The following is a 15,809-nucleotide window of genomic DNA, read 5'->3' as shown; positions in this document are numbered from 1 at the left end:
ATTTCGCGATACGAAAGGGCAGGCGGATGGCTGCACAGGTCGAGGTCACCGGCACTCCCGGCGATCGGTACGACGAGATCCTGACGCCCGAGGCGCTTGACCTGCTGGCGACGCTGCAGCGCGAGCTGGGCGGGCGCCGCGAGGAACTGCTGCGGGCCAGGGCGGAGCGGCAGGAGCGGCTGTCGGCGGGCGGCACGCTGGACTTCCTGCCCGAGACCGCCTCCGTCCGGGCGGACGAGAGCTGGCGGGTGGCGCCCCCGGCGCCCGGCCTGGAGGACAGGCGGGTCGAGATCACCGGCCCGACGGACCGCAAGATGACCATCAACGCGCTGAACTCGGGCGCCAAGGTGTGGCTGGCCGACTTCGAGGACGCCAACACCCCGTTGTGGGAGAACATGGTCGAGGGCCACCTCAACCTGATGGACGCGCTCGACCGCACCATCGACTTCACCGACCCCAGGACCGGCAAGTCCTACGCGCTCAAGGACGACGAGGAGCTGGCGACCATCGTGGTCCGGCCGCGCGGCTGGCACATGGAGGAGAAGCACGTCCTGGTGGACGGCAAGCCCATGTCGGGGTCGCTGTTCGACTTCGGCCTGTACCTCTTCCACGGGGCGCGGCGGCAGATCGCCAAGGGCAAGGGCCCGTACTACTACCTGCCGAAGATCGAGAGCCATCTGGAGGCGCGGCTCTGGAACGACGCGTTCACCCTGGCCCAGGACGCGCTGGGCATCCCGCGCGGCACCATCCGCGCCACCGTGCTGATCGAGACGATCCCGGCGGCGTTCGAGATGGAGGAGATCCTGTACGAGCTGCGCGAGCACTCCGCCGGGCTGAACGCGGGACGCTGGGACTACCTGTTCTCGGTGATCAAGAAGTTCCGGGACCGGGGCGCCGACTTCGTCCTGCCCGAGCGCAACGCGATCACGATGACGGCGCCGTTCATGCGCGCGTACACCGAGCTGCTGGTGCGGACGTGCCACAAGCGGGGCGCGCACGCGATCGGGGGGATGGCGGCCTTCATCCCGTCCCGCAGGGACCCGGAGGTCAACAAGGTCGCGCTGGAGAAGGTGCGGGCGGACAAGACGCGGGAGTCGAACGACGGGTTCGACGGGTCCTGGGTGGCGCATCCCGACCTGGTCCCGGTGTGCCGGGAGGTCTTCGACGGCGTCCTGGGCGACCGGCCCAACCAGCTCGACCGGCTCCGCGAGGACGTCTCGGTGTCGGCCGCCGACCTGCTGAACGTGTCCGCGACGCCCGGCGAGATCACCGAGGCCGGGCTGCGCAACAACATCGACGTGGCGCTGCGCTACCTGGCGACCTGGCTGGACGGGGCGGGCGCCGTGGCGATCCACAACCTGATGGAGGACGCGGCGACCGCGGAGATCTCCCGTTCCCAGGTGTGGCAGTGGATCTACAACGGGGTCGCGCTGAAGGAGGGCGAGAAGGTCACCAGGGAACTGGTGGAGCGCCTGATGGACGAGGAGCTGGCCAAGATCCGCGCGGAGCTGGGCGGGGCGTTCAACGAGCGGCGCTATGACCAGGCGGTGGCGCTGTTCAAGGAGGTCACCCTGGCGGACGAGTACTCGGAGTTCCTGACCACCCCGGCGTACGAGCGCATGCCCTGAGGGGTGCGGGCGGCCGGCGCAATCTTGCGATAGGGGGTGCGCGGGAGCATGGTGGACGCGATGGAACCGATATCCGAGTCCGAACCCCTGCGGGCGCTGGCCGAGCGCTGTGCGCGGCTGCTCGGGGACGACGCCGTGATCTCCGATCCGGTGCGGCTGCGCACGTACGAGTGCGACGGGCTGACCACGCACCGCGCCACCCCCGGCCTGGTCGTGCTGCCCGGCACGGCCGAGGAGATCGCCGAGATCGTCCGTTGCTGCGCGGCGGCGGGGATCCCGTACGTGGCGCGCGGGTCGGGCACCGGGCTGTCCGGCGGCGCGCTGCCGCGGACCGACGGCGTGCTGATCGTCACCTCCCGGATGCGCCGGATCCTGGAGATCGACATCGAGAACCGGCGCGCCGTCGTGGAGCCCGGCGTGATCAACCTGGACGTGAGCCGCGCGGTGCGCCCGTACGGGTACCACTTCGCGCCCGACCCGTCCAGCCAGCAGATCTGCTCGGTGGGCGGGAACGTCGCGGAGAACTCCGGCGGCGCGCACTGCCTGAAGTACGGGTTCACCGCGCATCACGTCCTGGCCTGCGAGATCGTCACCCCGGACGGGGAGATCACGGAGCTGTCCGCGGACGGGGCGGGCTACGACCTGCTCGGCGTGTTCGTCGGGGCGGAGGGCACGCTCGGCATCGCCACCAAGATCACGGTACGGCTGACCAGGACGCCCGAGGCGGTGCAGACGCTGCTGGCGGCGTTCGACTCGATCGAGGCGGGCGGCGCCGCGGTCTCGGCGATCATCGGCGCGGGCGTGGTGCCGGCGGCGATCGAGATGATGGACGCGCTGTCGATCGAGGCGGCCGAGGCGGCGGTGTCCTGCGGCTATCCGCCGGGCGCCGGCGCGGTGCTGATCGTGGAGCTGGACGGGCCGGCCGCCGAGGTGGAGCACCAGTTCGCGCAGGTCCAGGAGATGTGCCGGGACGCGGGCGCGTTCGAGATCCGGGTGGCGGCCGACGACGCGGAACGGGCGCTGATCTGGAAGGGCCGCAAGTCGGCGTTCGCCGCGGTCGGCCGGATCAGCCCGTCCTACCTGGTGCAGGACGGGGTCATCCCGCGCACGTCCCTGCCGAGCGTGCTGGCGGGGATCGACGCGCTGTCGGCGGAGTCGGGGGTGCGGGTGGCGAACGTGTTCCACGCGGGCGACGGCAACCTGCATCCGCTGGTGCTGTTCGACGACGCGGTCGAGGGGGCGGAGGAGCGCGCCGAGGAGGTCTCCGGCAAGATCCTCGACCTGTGCATCGAGCACGGCGGTTCCATTACCGGGGAGCACGGGGTGGGTGTCGACAAGTCCCGCTATATGCCGCGCATGTTCACCGACACCGACCTGGACACCATGCAGATGGTGCGCTGCGGCTTCGATCCGGCGGGGCTGTGCAACCCGGGCAAGGTCTTCCCCACCCCGCGGTTGTGCGGCGAGGTACCGGGTGTGCGGAAAGGCGTGCATCCCCTGGTGGAGCAGGGGAAGGCGGAACTGTTCTGATGCCGCCGAAGCAGCAGGCCCGGCGCGGCAAGGCCGCGAACGACGCCGCGTTGAAGGCTCTCGCGAAGGTCTGTGACGACGTCCGTCCGGGGGAACCCGAGGAGGGCGTGCTCGGTGTCGTTCCCGGCATGGTGGCGGCGCCCGCGACGGTGGCCGAGGCCGCCGAGGTGATGCGGGTGGCCGCGGAGCACGACCTGGCGGTGGTGCCGCGCGGCGCGGAGACCCGGCTGGACTGGGGGACGCCGCCGCGCCGCTGCGACCTCCTCCTGGACACCGCCCGGCTGGACCGGGTCGTCGAGCACGCCGCCGGTGACCTGGTGGTCACCGTCGAGGCGGGCCTGGGCACGGACCGGCTCGCCGAGGTCCTCGCCGAGAAGGGGCAGCGGCTCGCGCTCGACGCGCCGCTCCCGGGCTCCACCGTGGGCGGGACGATCGCGACGGCCGCCGCCGGGCCGCTGCGCCTCCGGTACGGGTCGCCGCGCGATCTGGTGATCGGCCTGACCGTGGTCCGCGCGGACGGGCGGGTGGCCCGCTCCGGCGGCAAGGTGGTCAAGAACGTGGCGGGATACGACCTGGGCCGGCTGTTCAGCGGCTCCTACGGGACGCTCGGGCTGATCGTCGAGGCGACGTTCCGGCTGCATCCCGTCCCGGCGGCGCGGGCGTACCTGACGTGCGCCGTTCCGGACGGGACGCGCGCCCACGAGGTCGTCCAGGCGGTGCTGCACTCCCCCGCCGCCCCGAGCGCGATCGAGTGCGCCGCGAGAGACGGCGCGCTCACGCTGGGCGTGCTGCTGGAGGGCGTGGACGCGGGCGTGGCGGCGCGCATCGAGCAGGTTTCGGCCCTGATGGGGGACGGGACGGCGGTCAGCGAGACCGCCCCGGACGGATGGGGCGCCTATCCGGACGGCACGACGCTGATCGACATCACGGCGCCGCCCGCCGCGCTTCCCGCCCTGCTGTCCACGGCCGGCGCCGGCGCGTCCCTCACCTGGTCGGCGGCGGGACGCGGGCATCTCGGCCTGCCCGGCGACAGGACGCCCGAGCAGGTCGCGCAGACCCTCAGCGCGCTGCGGAGCCTGCTCGACGGGAGGCCGCACCGCGGCGGCGCGGTCGTGCGTTACGCGCCCGAGGCGGTTCGGACGGAGGTCGACGTCTGGGGGCCCGTTCCGGCGCTGTCCCTGATGCGCCGGGTCAAGGAGCAGTTCGACCCCGGCTACCGCATGTCCCCCGGCCGCTTCGCCGGGGGGCTCTGAGTGGAGGACGACCACGTGGAGAACGGCGAGTTCCGCAACCTGCTCGGCGACTGCGTGCATTGCGGGTTCTGCCTGCCCACCTGCCCCACATACGTGCTGTGGGGTGAGGAGATGGACTCCCCGCGCGGGCGTATCCACCTGATGCAGCAGCACTCGCAGGGTGCCCCCATGTCCGGGGCGATGGTGGAGCATTTCGACCGTTGCCTGGGATGCATGGCCTGCGTGACGTCGTGCCCGTCCGGTGTCCAGTACGACCGGCTCATCGAGCTGACGCGAGCGGAGGTGGAACGCGAGCATCCCCGGTCGGCCCCTGAGCGGATGCTGCGCGAGGCGGTCTTCCGGCTGTTCCCGTACCCGAACCGGCTGCGCGCCCTGCGCGGGCCGCTCCGCGCGTACCAGAAGAGCGGGCTGGGCCGCCTGATCCGCCGCACCGGTCTGCTGGAACGCATGTCGCCGTCCCTCGCGGCGATGGAACGCCTCGCGCCGCCGCTCTCCCGCGCCACCAGGCTCCCCGAGCGAGTGGCGGCGCGCGGGGAACGGCGGGCGACCGTGGCGATGCTCACAGGCTGCGTCCAGCGGGAGTTCTTCCCCGGTGTGAACGCGGCCACGGCGCGCGTGCTGGCGATGGAGGGCTGTGACGTCCTGATCCCCCGCGGCCAGGGCTGCTGCGGGGCGCTGTCGCTGCATTCGGGACGCGAGGACGAGGCCAGGGAGTTCGCTCGCCGCACCGTCGTCGCGTTCGAGGCGGCCGACGTGATCGTGGTGAACGCGGCGGGCTGCGGCTCGGCGATGAAGGAGTACCGGCGGCTGCTGGCCGACGAGCCCGAATGGGCGGGACGCGCGGAGGCGCTGTCGGCCAAGACCAAGGACCTCGCCGAGTTCCTCGCCGAACTGGGGCCGCGCGCCGAACGGCGTCCGCTTCCCGTCACGGTCGCCTATCACGACGCCTGCCATCTGGCGCACGCGCAGGGCGTGCGCGCCCAGCCCCGCGCGCTGCTCGCCGGGATCCCGGAGCTGACCGTGAAGGAGATCGCCGACCCGGAGATCTGCTGCGGTTCGGCGGGCACGTACAACCTGCTCCAGCCGGAGGCCGCCGCGGAGCTCGGCGACCGGAAGGCGGCCGGGGTACGGGCGACCGGGGCCGATCTCCTGGTCGCCGCCAATCCCGGGTGCTCCATGCAGATCGCGACGGCGCTGGAGCGTCAGGGGGTGCGGCTCCCGGTGGCGCACACCGCCGAGATCCTGGACGCCTCGCTGCGCGGCCTGGGGACGTCCGCGCTGCTCAGAGCCGCCGTCTGAGGCGGCGGGCGGGGCCGCCCGGCCCCTCGGGATCCACTCGTTGGCGCGGTGACTCTGTATCGTGGGCTTACCGTCAAGGGAGCCATTCCTTACTATCCGGAAAGGGCGCCCAGTCAGATCACCACGGGGACAGCGATGTACGAGAGGCAGATGCAGCCACGGCCGATGCCACCAAGGCCGTCGCCGGGAGCCCGCCGTCCGCCGCCCCGGAACCAGCGGCGGAGGAAACGCAAGGCGGCCAGGCTCGGCCTCGCGGGCGCCCTGACGGGCGTGCTCGGCATCGCCCTCATCGCCGCCGCCATCGTCGTCCTCCGTCCCGGCTCGCTGGGCGGGAACGCCGGGACGGGCCGGTCCAACCCCAACGGCCCGGGTTCCATCCCGTCGCCCAAGGCGGGCCCTGTGCTCAGCGTCACCACGCCGGAGGGCTACGGGTACGGCCTGGCGGCGGTCAAGGCGGGCACCAGCCTGGCGCCCCTGGGCGAGTCCAAGAACCCGGGCCAGGGCCTGACCTACGCCTACGCCGACTACATCATCACCAACACCCAGCGCCGCCCCGCACTGCTGGACTACCCGGCCGACCTGTTCATGCCGCGGGCCCAGGTGCCGGCGTCCGCCCGCTCCCGCTGCATGCCCCAGCCGGGCGTCCCCGAGGACATGTGCACGCTGCCGAACCGCAGCCAGATCACCGCCCGCATCGGCGACTCCGAGCCCCCCGTCATCGAGGGTGCCGACAAGATGATCCCGCCGGGCGCCTCCTACCTGGTGCGCGTCGCCTCGGACCTGCCGGTCACGGAGGGCGTCCAGGACGAGGACCTCAAGCTGTACGTGTGGGACGCCCGGTTCACCAGCGACCGCAAGGGCATCGAGGTCGCGTTCCCGTAGGCACCCGCGCGACCGGCCGGTGACCCCCTGGTCGGCGTCACCGGCCGGAACGTGAGAGGCGGTCAGGAGGCGATGGCGGGCTCCCGTTCCGCCTCCGCGACGTCCTCGGTCCTGGCGCGGGAGCGCAGGCCCCCGACCCCGAACAGGGCGAGCCCCGCCGCCGCCCAGGCGAGCAGCGTGATGAGCGGCGCCGTGGCGCCCGCGCCGTCGAAGTACGTCACCGAGCGCACCAGCGTGATCGCCGCGCCGGGCGGCAGGAGCTGGCCCAGCTCGCCCCATGGCTGCGGCAGCAGCTCGGGCGCCGAGGTGGCGGCCGACAGCGGGTTGCCCAGCAGCAGGAAGGTCAGCGCGCCCAGGCCGATGCCCGCCCGTCCGATCGCCGCGGCGAGCCCGGCGACGGTGCCGGCGACCGCGAGCACGGCCAGTCCCATGACGGAGGCGAGGGTCAGGTAGGAGCCGGGCAGCAGCGACAGCCAGCCCTGGGACAGCCACGCCGCGCCGAGACCGCCCAGGGCCGCGAAGATCACCAGCCCGGTGGCGCGTGCGGCCAGGCCCGGGATCGCGAAGGTCAGCAGCACGGCCGCGGCGATACCGGACATGATCAGCGGCAGCGCCAGGGCGCCGAACCCGGCCCCGCGCGGGTCGTCGGCGTCGGCGGCCACCACGTCCTGGACGGCGGCGGGCGGCGTGCCTGACAGCCGCTGCGCGACCTGGGTGAGCTGCTGGGCCACCATCGGGGACGCCGCGGAGGCGACCAGCACCTTGGGCCCGGAGGGCGTGGTGACGATCGCGCCGTAGGCCTCGTAGTCGGCCAGGACGGCGCGCGCCGCGGCCTCGTCGGCCACCGCGGTCACCTCGAACGCCCCGGGCCGCTCCCGGTCCAGCCGTTCGGCCACGGCGGCGCCCTGCGGGCCGGCGGTCACGATGGGGACGTCGCGGGGGGCGATCCTGGTGGCCGGCCAGGAGAACGCGACGATCATGAGAAGTTGCAGGACGACGGCGACGAGCGCGACGCCCGCGGCACGCTGGATCAGGGAGGACCGCATCGTCCGCCTCCAAAAAGCGAATGTCCGTTCTTTTTGACTCTCCTCAGGGTCGCACCGGAGCGCCACCCTCGTCAAGAACGAACATTCGTTTTATATTGGGTCCATGCCACGAGTGAGCGAGGAGTACCTGGAGCGGCGCCGTCAGCAGATCGTGGAGGCCGCCCGCCGGTGCTTCATACGCAAGGGCGTGCACGCCACGTCCATGCAGGACATCTTCGCCGAGTCCGGACTGTCGGCCGGCGCGGTCTACCGGTACTTCAAGAGCAAGAACGAGCTCATCGAGGCCATCACCGGCCAGGTGATCAGCGACCTCCACGTGTACCTGGAGGAGCTGGTGACCCACGAGCCGCTGCTGCCGCTCGACGAGGTCGTCGTGCGGATGACCCGGCGCATCCAGGCCCGGTCGGCGGAGGACGGCTTCGTACGCCTCGCTCCGCAGGCATGGGCGCTGGCGATGTACGAGCCGGAGCTACGCGTCTACGTCCAGGACAACCTCACGCGACTGCGCGGGCACTGGATCACCTACGCCCGGCGCTGTGCCGAGAACGGCCTGCTCGCCCCGGGCGCCGACGCCGAGTGCACGGGCAAGGCCCTCTTCGGCCTGCTGCCCGGGTTCCTGATCCAGTGCCTCATCACCGAGGACGCCGAACCCGAAGAGATCGCGGCGGGCGTGCGCGCCCTGACCAGGGCCGCCCTGATCGACCCCGCCGTCCCCACGGGCACCTGACGCTCTCCCGAAGACGCTCCCCTGAGGACGACCGGAGACGGCGCCCGGCGGCGGTCGCCGAACCCGCCCCCGCCAGGGTTCCGTGACCGCCGCCGGCGGCATCTTCCCCGCTGAGAGGGTTGCCTTGGCAGGGGTGGGTCGTGGTACCTCTTTCTCGTCATCCCACGACATTCCGGGCACTCCCCGCCCGTGCCCGGAGCCCCCCCGACCCGGACGCCTCCCGCGTCCCCTTCTCCCGTGAGATGTCCTGCATGAAGCCGTCCCTCCACCTCCGCGGGCCCACCCAGCCGACGATCAGGCCATGCGCCGTCCCGTCCCCTCGGCACGCCCGCGCGAGCGAAGGCACCGCCGGTGACCGGAAATGCCCGGTACATCCGGCGCGGCCAGTGTGGCCGGACCGCCGTCCCGGTGTCCTGAGGCGGACGCCCCGCGGACGGCGGGACGGCCATCAGGACGCTTTAACATTCCATTACCTTTGAGGGCCGGGAGCGCGCATGGAGAGCGTGGATCGCGAGGGCAGGAGCGTCCCGTGGGCGTTGATCCTCGCGCTGGGCGCCGTCCTCGCCGTGTTCGGGTCGCTGCTGGCGGGGCTCTGGCTGCCGGCGCCGCGGCGGATGGTGTGGTGGCATCCCGAGATCGTGACCGCGCTGTTCTTCGCGCCGGTGGGGGCCCTGCTCCTGCGGTACCGTCCCGGGCTGCGGGTCGGGCAGGTGATGCTGTTCTGCGGCTTCAGCGCCTCGGTGTACGTGCTGTCGCTCAACCTGGGGCCGCTGTTCGAGACGCGCGGCTGGCCCGGGGCCGGGTTGTGGAACTGGCTCGGGGTGTGGCTGTGGGCGGTCGACACCTTCGGCCTCACCCTGATCCTGCCGCTGATCTTCCCGGACGGGCGGCTGGTGTCGTCGCTGTTCCGGCCGGTGCTCGCGGTGGCCTGCGCGGTCCCGCTGATCGTCTGCGTGCATCTGACCATCGACCCCGGCGCCCGCCGCTTCCACAACGGCGTCTCGGTCTACCCGTTCCAGGACATCCCGCCGCCCATCAGCGTGGTCATCCTGGGGACGCTGGCGCTGTCCATCTGGTCGATGGTGCTGCGCTTCGTCCGGGCCACGCCGGACGTGCGGCGGCAGATCGGCTGGGTGGTCTATCCCGGGGTGTTCGCCCAGACGATCATCTATGTGGGCGAGACCACCCCGACGGTCGGGGATCCGCTGCGCAGCCTCGCCATCGCCGCCGTTCCGGTGTGCATCGCCATCGCGATCACCCGGTACCGGCTGTACGACATCGACCTGGTGGTCAGCAGGACGCTGGTCTACGCCGGCCTGGTCGTCGTGATCACCGGCGTGTACTTCGCGCTGGTCGCGCTGGCCAGCGGCGTGTTCGCGGGGCAGGGCACCCTGGCGGGGCTGATCGGGGCGATCGCGGCCGGGGCGGTGTTCGAGCCGGCGCGGCGCCGCCTGCAGCGCGCCACCGACCGGCTGATCCACGGTGAGCGGGACCCGTACCGGATCGCCGACCGGCTCAACCGCCGGTTGCAGACCACCTCCGACCCGTCCGCGGCGCTGGCGACCGCGGCCTCGGTGGTGCGGGAGGCGCTGCGCGCGACCGGCGTGCTGATCGAGGTGCTGGACAAGGACGGCCGGGTCACGGCCACCAGCGAGGACGGCACGCTGGGCGAGCGCCCGCAGCTGATCCCGCTGGTCTGGCACGGGGAGCCGGTGGGGCGGCTGCTGTTCGGCGTCACCCGGCGTCCCGACCCCCGGCTGGCCTCGGTGCTGGCGCGCAACCTGGCCGAGCTGACCAGCGCCGCCCGCCTCACCGCGGAGGTGCAACGCTCCAAGGAACGCATCCTGCGCACCCGTGAGGAGGAGCGCCGCCGGCTGCGCCGCGACCTGCACGACGGCCTGGGCCCGACGTTGGCGAGCCTGGCCATGACGGTGGACGCGGCGCGCATCACGCTGAAGACCGACCCGGAGGCGGCGGACGAGCTCCTTGAGGAGCTGCGCACCACCATGGGTCGCACGATCGGCGACATCCGGGAGCTGGTGTACGGGCTGCGTCCGCCCGCGCTGGACGACCTGGGCCTGGCCGGTGCCATCCGCGCTTTGGGCGGCGTGGTCGCGACCGAGGACGGCCCGGAGGTGGACGTGCAGGTCGAGGGGAACCTGGACAACCTTCCGGCCGCCGCCGAGGTCGCCGCGTACCGGATCGTGCAGGAGGCGCTCACCAACGTGTACCGCCACGCGAAGGCGGGCAGCGCGGTGGTGCGGCTCTCCCTGAACGGCGATCTGCATGTGACGGTCCGCGACGACGGCATCGGCGTGCCACCGGACGCACGCTCGGGGGTGGGCATGTCCTCGATGCGCGAACGGGCCACCGAGATCGGCGGCTCCTGCACGGTCGCCCCGGCCCCGGAAGGCGGCACCCTGGTCAAGGCCAGACTCCCGGTGAACGGCACCGGCACCCCACCCCCCAACTAACGAAAAAGGGGCGCGCGAAGAAGGGGCAGGCGGGCGGGGGCTGGCGGCGGCACCGGGGGGCTCGGGGGGTCGCCCCCCGATAGAAACGACGGAATCCCCGAAGGGGAAGAAGCCAACGGCTTCGACCACACCACCCCCAGGGATGGAGTGGAGGGCCGGTGGCCGCCCCCCGCCAAGAAGGAGCCACCGGCCCTCGGCGCCACTCGGATCGGGGCTCCCATCCCGGTCCGAGCGGGCCTTCACCAGAGGGTGTGCACTACTGAAGGTAGCGCCTTTCGGTCCCAAAGGTGAGGGACACCCGTCCCGAACTTCTCGGGACCTTCCGGGCAGACCCCTCCAGGTCATCGGGTAGACCAGCCGCGTCTGGACCGTATGGCCAGATCAGGGGGCCTTGACGCGGCCGGGGCGGCCGTGTCAGGGGACGGTGATGCGGTCCAAAAAAATTTCGCCTTCGGCGACGAGGACGGCGGGTCCGCGGAGGTGCCCGGTGGTTCCGTCGAGGGTGACGTGGACACGGCCGCCCGGAACGTCCACCGTCCACTCTTCGGTCTCCGCCGATCGCGCCGTCCGGGAGGTCTGGCGTGCCTGGTGGGACGCGGCGGCGACGGCGGCGACGGTGCCGGTGCCGCAGGAGCGGGTCTCGCCGGAGCCGCGTTCGTAGACCCGCATCTCCAGGTGGCGTTCGCCGATGGTCCGGTAGAACTCGACGTTCACGCCGTCGGGGAATTGGGCGGGGTCGTAGGCGGGGGGCCGGGTGAGGTCGAGCCCGGACAGCGGCTCGTCGATCGCGCATGCCAGGTGCGGGTTGCCCATGGAGATCCGCTCGCCGGTGTACGGGCGTCCTGAGATGCTCGCATGACCCGTTCCCAGGTATTCGGGCGGTCCCATGTCCACGCTGACGTCACCGGAGGACCCCAGCGTGACGCGCCGGAGCCCGGCGCGGGTGGCGAGGTCCCATTCGCCGGGCGCCGCGAGGCCGGAGTCGACGAGGTAGCGGGCGAACACCCGGGCGCCGTTGCCGCACATCTCGGCGATGCCGCCGTCGGCGTTGCGGTAGTCCATGAACCATTCGGCCCGGCCGGCCATCGCCTCGATGGCGGGATCGCCGGCGGCCTTGGCGCGGACGACGCGGAGCACGCCGTCGGCGCCGATCCCGGCGCGGCGGTCGCACAGCCGCGCGACGACCCGCGGCGTCAGGTCGAGGACGCCGTCCGGATCCGGAAGGATCACGAAGTCGTTCTCGGTGCCGTGCCCCTTGACGAACCGCATGTCCCGATCATAGGCGCGCGGTCCGGCGCACCGTTTCGAGGGCCCGTTCGACGAGGTCGGGGGCGTCGTAGGGGAGCCAGCGCACGCGGGGGTCGCGCCGGAACCAGGACTCCTGCCTGCGGGCGAAGCGCCGGGTCGCCCTGATCGTCTCCTCCTTGGCCCGTTCCTCCGTCCACTCTCCGGACAGGAACCGGAGCACCTGGGCGTAGCCGAGCGCGCGCCCGGCGGTCAGGCCGTCCCTGAGGCCGGCTTCTTCCAGTTCGCGGACCTCGTCGACGAGCCCGGCCTCCCACATGCGTTCCACGCGCAGCGCGATGCGGGCGTCCAGTTCGGGCCTGGGGACCGACAGCCCGATCTGGACGGCGCCTGCGTGCCGGTACTCGTGGGCGGGCATGGACGCGCTGAACGGGCGGCCGGTGATCTCGATGACCTCCAGGGCGCGGACGATCCGCCGCCCGTTGCTGGGGAGGATCGCGGCGGCCGAGGCGGGGTCGCGGGCGCGGAGGCGCTCGTGCAGCGCCGCGGGGCCGTCGGCGGCCAGGTCCGCTTCCAGCCGGGCCCGGACCGCGGGGTCGGTGCCGGGGAACTCCAGGTGGTCGAGCGCGGCGCGGACGTACAGGCCGGAGCCGCCGACCAGCACGGGCACCCGCCCCCTGGCGTGGATCTCGGCGATGGCGGCGTCGCTGAGCCGCTGGTATTCGGCGACGCTGGCGGTGACGGTGACGTCCCAGATGTCCAGGAGATGGTGGGGGACGCCGCGCATCTCGTCCGGGGTCAGCTTGGCGGTGCCGATGTCCATGCCCCGGTACAGCTGCATGGAGTCGGCGTTGATCGCCTCGCCGTCCAGGCGCAGCGCGAGCTCCACCGCGAGGTCGGATTTGCCCGCCGCGGTGGGCCCGACCACGGCGATCACCGGGTCGTCGGTGTCCATCGGGGTCACGAAAGTGCCTGCTTGTTCATGGCGGTCGTCATGGGCAAGGGGGCAATGGGTAGATATGCGGGGGTAAGGGCGTCGCGGCGGGTTCGCCGCGCATCGGGGGCCGCCGCCCTGCGGCGCCACGGAACACCACGAGACGAGGGATCCGGGGGGAAACCACATGTCCATCGTCGACAAGGTGAAGGAAATGCTCGGCCAGCACGGCGACAAGGCCAAACAGGGCGTCGAGAAGGCCGGTGACATGGTCGACCGGAAGACGGGCGGTAAGTACTCCGAGCAGGTCGACAAGGCGCAGCAGAAGGGTTCGGAGTACATCGACCGGCAGCAGGGCCGGGAACCGGAGGAGCGCCGCCGTGACGAGGACAACGGCGTCTAGCCACGGTGGTTGGGGCGCCGGGTCGCTCCCCGCGCGGGGCGCCGGGCGCGGTCATGGCCGCGCCCGGGACGTGTCCGCCGGTGCCGGGGCCGCCGCGAGCCGCCAGGTGGCCACGAGATAGCCGACGCCGTAGGGCGCCTCGTAGGCGAGCAGTTCCGCGTCGGTGACCCGCGCCGGTCCCGTGGGCGTGGTGGCGCCCGCCAGGACTTGCCACGCCGCCCGCCCGGCGGCCTGGAGCTCCCGGGACGTCCGGGGGTCCAGGCCGGCCAGGGCGGCGGTGTCGGCGTGCTTGAACGCCTCGGCCACGGCCGCGTCGTACGCTTCGGCGCGCGGGTCGAGGTAGCCGGGGGCCTTCGTGCTCAGGCAGGCCGAGCCGTCCCCCATCACCAGGAACGCCACCCGTTCGGCTGTACGCGCCAGGTCGCGGCCTAGGTCGAGGCAGTCCCGCGTGGCCGCGTCGTAGGCGACCGCCTGAAAGAACGCGGGCTGGACGCCGCCCCCGTACTCGTCCAGGAGCCAGCGGCCGATGGTCAGCGACAGCGGCAGCGGCTCCCCGCCACCGCCGAAGACGAGGTCGAGCCCAAAGGGACGCAGGCTCCCGGCGGAATCGGGAGGGAAAGTCCGCGTGGCCGTATCGCCGCCCACCACGATCAGCTTCGCTCCCCCGCCGTCCGCCGACAGCCCCTTGGTCAGCTCTTGGACGGCCAAGCGGCAGGCCGCCCGCACACCGTCCAGCTCGGGAGCGGCCTCACCGGCCATCTCCGGTACGAGCAAGGGCGGATGCGGGCAGACGGCCGCGTAGGTCAACATGCGCGTGACGGCCTACCCGCAGGTGGAGCAACCGGAGGCCGCGGCCTCTAGCGCGACCGGGGTCGTGGGACGTCCGATGGTGGGCATGCCCAGCGCAACGCCCTTCGGCGCACCGCCGCCCTGCCGTGCCTCCCAGGCGTCCCCGGCGCGCGTGCGCCGTACCGACCGGGCGGGCTTGTCGGCGACCAGGTGGTGCGGCGCCGCGTAGGTGACCTCGATCGTGACCATGTCGCCTGGGCGAACGGGCTCGTCCGGCACACGGAAGTGGACGAGGCGGTTGTCCCGCGCGCGCCCGGACAGGCGGCGGGTGGTGCCGTCCTTCCTGCCCTCGCCCTCGGCCACCAGCACCTCCACGGTGCGGCCGATCTGCTTCTTGTTCTCCTCCCAGGAGATCTCCTCCTGGAGGGCGACCAGCCGCTCGTACCGTTCCTGGACGACCTCCTTGGGCACCTGGCCGTCCATGGTGGCCGCGGGTGTGCCTGGACGCTTGGAGTACTGGAACGTGAAGGCCCCGGAGAACCGCGCCTCGCGCACCACGTGCAGGGTCTGCTCGAAGTCCTCCTCGGTCTCGCCGGGGAAGCCCACGATGATGTCGGTGGTGATCGCGGCGTCCGGGATGGCGGCGCGCACCTTCTCGATGATGCCCAGGTAGCGCTCCTGCCGGTACGAGCGGCGCATGGCCCGCAGCACCGGATCCGCGCCCGACTGCAAGGGCATGTGCAGGGACGGCATGACGTTCGGCGTCTCCGCCATGGCGGCGATGACGTCGTCCGTGAAGTCCTTGGGGTGGGGCGAGGTGAACCGCACCCGCTCAAGGCCGTCCACTTCACCGCACGCGCGCAGCAGTCCCGCGAAGGCGGACTGGCCGCCCGCGGTCATGTCGCGCACCTCCTGGGGCGCGGACGCCAGGGCCCCGAACCCCGATCCGTAGGCGTTGACGTTCTGGCCGAGCAGCGTCACCTCCAGGACGCCCTCGGCGACCAGCGCCTCCACTTCGGCCAGGATCTCCCCTGGACGGCGGTCCCGCTCCTTGCCGCGCAGCGCCGGGACGATGCAAAACGTGCAGGTGTTGTTGCAGCCCACCGAGATCGACACCCACGCCGCGTACGGGGACTCCCGGCGCGTCGGCAGGGTCGAGGGGAAGGTCACCAGGGACTCTTCGATCTCGACCTGCGCCCCGTCCTGGACGCGGGCGCGCTCCAGCAGCGCAGGGAGCGACCCGATGTTGTGCGTACCGAAGACCACATCGACCCAGGGGGCGCGCTTGACGATGGCCTCCCTGTCCTTCTGCGCCAGGCAGCCGCCCACCGCGATCTGCATGCCGGGACGGCCGTCCTTGACGGGACGCAGATGGCCGAGATTGCCGTAGAGCCGGTTGTCGGCGTTCTCCCGTACCGCGCAGGTGTTGAAGACGACGACGTCGGGCTCGGCGTCCTCGGCCCGGACGTACCCCGCGTCCTCCAGCAGGCCCGCCAGCCGCTCGGAATCGTGGACGTTCATCTGGCACCCGTAGGTACGGATCTCGTACGTGCGGGCGGTCTCCCTAGGCGCATTCATGACAGTCACCAAGGTTACGCG

General features: G+C 72.4%; 13 protein-coding genes. 8 read left to right on the top strand and 5 right to left on the bottom strand.

Features of this window, described 5'->3' with window-relative positions; all coding sequences use genetic code 11:
- Positions 1-26 precede the first annotated feature (26 nt).
- The 5 genes from aceB (at position 27) to ACGWYJ_RS17030 (ending at position 6,592) form a co-directional block, all read left to right on the top strand.
- Complete coding sequence (aceB, locus tag ACGWYJ_RS17050; RefSeq protein ID WP_395106964.1) at positions 27-1,628, top strand: malate synthase A; 1,602 nt, start codon at positions 27-29, stop codon at positions 1,626-1,628.
- A gap of 60 nt (positions 1,629-1,688) precedes the next feature.
- On the top strand, positions 1,689-3,158 hold the full coding sequence (locus ACGWYJ_RS17045) for an FAD-linked oxidase C-terminal domain-containing protein (RefSeq protein ID WP_395106963.1): 1,470 nt from the start codon (positions 1,689-1,691) through the stop codon (positions 3,156-3,158).
- On the top strand, positions 3,158-4,411 hold the full coding sequence (locus ACGWYJ_RS17040) for an FAD-binding oxidoreductase (RefSeq protein ID WP_395106962.1): 1,254 nt from the start codon (positions 3,158-3,160) through the stop codon (positions 4,409-4,411). Before ACGWYJ_RS17045 ends, ACGWYJ_RS17040 begins: the two co-directional genes overlap by 1 nt.
- Positions 4,412-5,710, top strand: coding sequence for a (Fe-S)-binding protein (locus ACGWYJ_RS17035; RefSeq protein ID WP_395106961.1), 1,299 nt, complete (start codon positions 4,412-4,414; stop codon positions 5,708-5,710). It abuts the gene before it with no gap.
- Positions 5,711-5,875: 165 nt separating this feature from the next.
- The gene (locus ACGWYJ_RS17030; RefSeq protein ID WP_395106960.1) at positions 5,876-6,592 is read left to right on the top strand and encodes a hypothetical protein; all 717 of its coding nucleotides are present in this window, start codon (positions 5,876-5,878) and stop codon (positions 6,590-6,592) included.
- 62 nt (positions 6,593-6,654) lie between these two features.
- Here the strand turns inward: ACGWYJ_RS17030 and ACGWYJ_RS17025 are convergent, their stop codons facing one another.
- Positions 6,655-7,638 (bottom strand): hypothetical protein, encoded by a 984-nt coding sequence (locus tag ACGWYJ_RS17025; protein ID WP_395106959.1) that lies wholly within the window; start codon positions 7,636-7,638, stop codon positions 6,655-6,657.
- Between the two features lie 103 nt (positions 7,639-7,741).
- Here ACGWYJ_RS17025 and ACGWYJ_RS17020 point away from each other — a divergent pair, with 103 nt between their 5' ends.
- A complete protein-coding gene (locus ACGWYJ_RS17020; protein ID WP_395106958.1) occupies positions 7,742-8,365 on the top strand; it encodes a TetR/AcrR family transcriptional regulator in 624 nt (207 codons plus the stop codon).
- 494 nt (positions 8,366-8,859) lie between these two features.
- The gene (locus ACGWYJ_RS17015; RefSeq protein WP_395106957.1) at positions 8,860-10,839 is read left to right on the top strand and encodes a sensor histidine kinase; all 1,980 of its coding nucleotides are present in this window, start codon (positions 8,860-8,862) and stop codon (positions 10,837-10,839) included.
- 414 nt (positions 10,840-11,253) lie between these two features.
- On the opposite strand, the gene dapF is transcribed toward ACGWYJ_RS17015, so the two are convergent.
- A complete protein-coding gene (gene dapF / locus ACGWYJ_RS17010; RefSeq protein ID WP_395106956.1) occupies positions 11,254-12,108 on the bottom strand; it encodes a diaminopimelate epimerase in 855 nt (284 codons plus the stop codon).
- A 7-nt stretch (positions 12,109-12,115) separates the two neighbouring features.
- Entirely contained in the window at positions 12,116-13,039 is a 924-nt protein-coding gene (gene miaA, locus ACGWYJ_RS17005) for a tRNA (adenosine(37)-N6)-dimethylallyltransferase MiaA (RefSeq protein WP_395106955.1), read from the bottom strand.
- 166 nt (positions 13,040-13,205) lie between these two features.
- Here miaA and ACGWYJ_RS17000 point away from each other — a divergent pair, with 166 nt between their 5' ends.
- Entirely contained in the window at positions 13,206-13,421 is a 216-nt protein-coding gene (locus tag ACGWYJ_RS17000; RefSeq protein ID WP_395106954.1) for an antitoxin, read from the top strand.
- A gap of 51 nt (positions 13,422-13,472) precedes the next feature.
- Here ACGWYJ_RS17000 and ACGWYJ_RS16995 read toward each other — a convergent pair whose 3' ends face one another.
- Together ACGWYJ_RS16995 and miaB are read right to left on the bottom strand one after the other, a co-directional pair.
- Complete coding sequence (locus ACGWYJ_RS16995) at positions 13,473-14,231, bottom strand: class III extradiol dioxygenase subunit B-like domain-containing protein (RefSeq protein WP_395106953.1); 759 nt, start codon at positions 14,229-14,231, stop codon at positions 13,473-13,475.
- A gap of 12 nt (positions 14,232-14,243) precedes the next feature.
- Entirely contained in the window at positions 14,244-15,788 is a 1,545-nt protein-coding gene (miaB, locus tag ACGWYJ_RS16990) for a tRNA (N6-isopentenyl adenosine(37)-C2)-methylthiotransferase MiaB (protein WP_395106952.1), read from the bottom strand.
- Between the last annotated feature and the right edge of the window lie 21 nt (positions 15,789-15,809).

Source organism: Actinomadura sp. SCN-SB (assembly GCF_043906805.1).
GTDB lineage: Bacteria > Actinomycetota > Actinomycetes > Streptosporangiales > Streptosporangiaceae > Spirillospora.
This window is presented reverse-complemented; position numbering and strand designations above follow the sequence as displayed.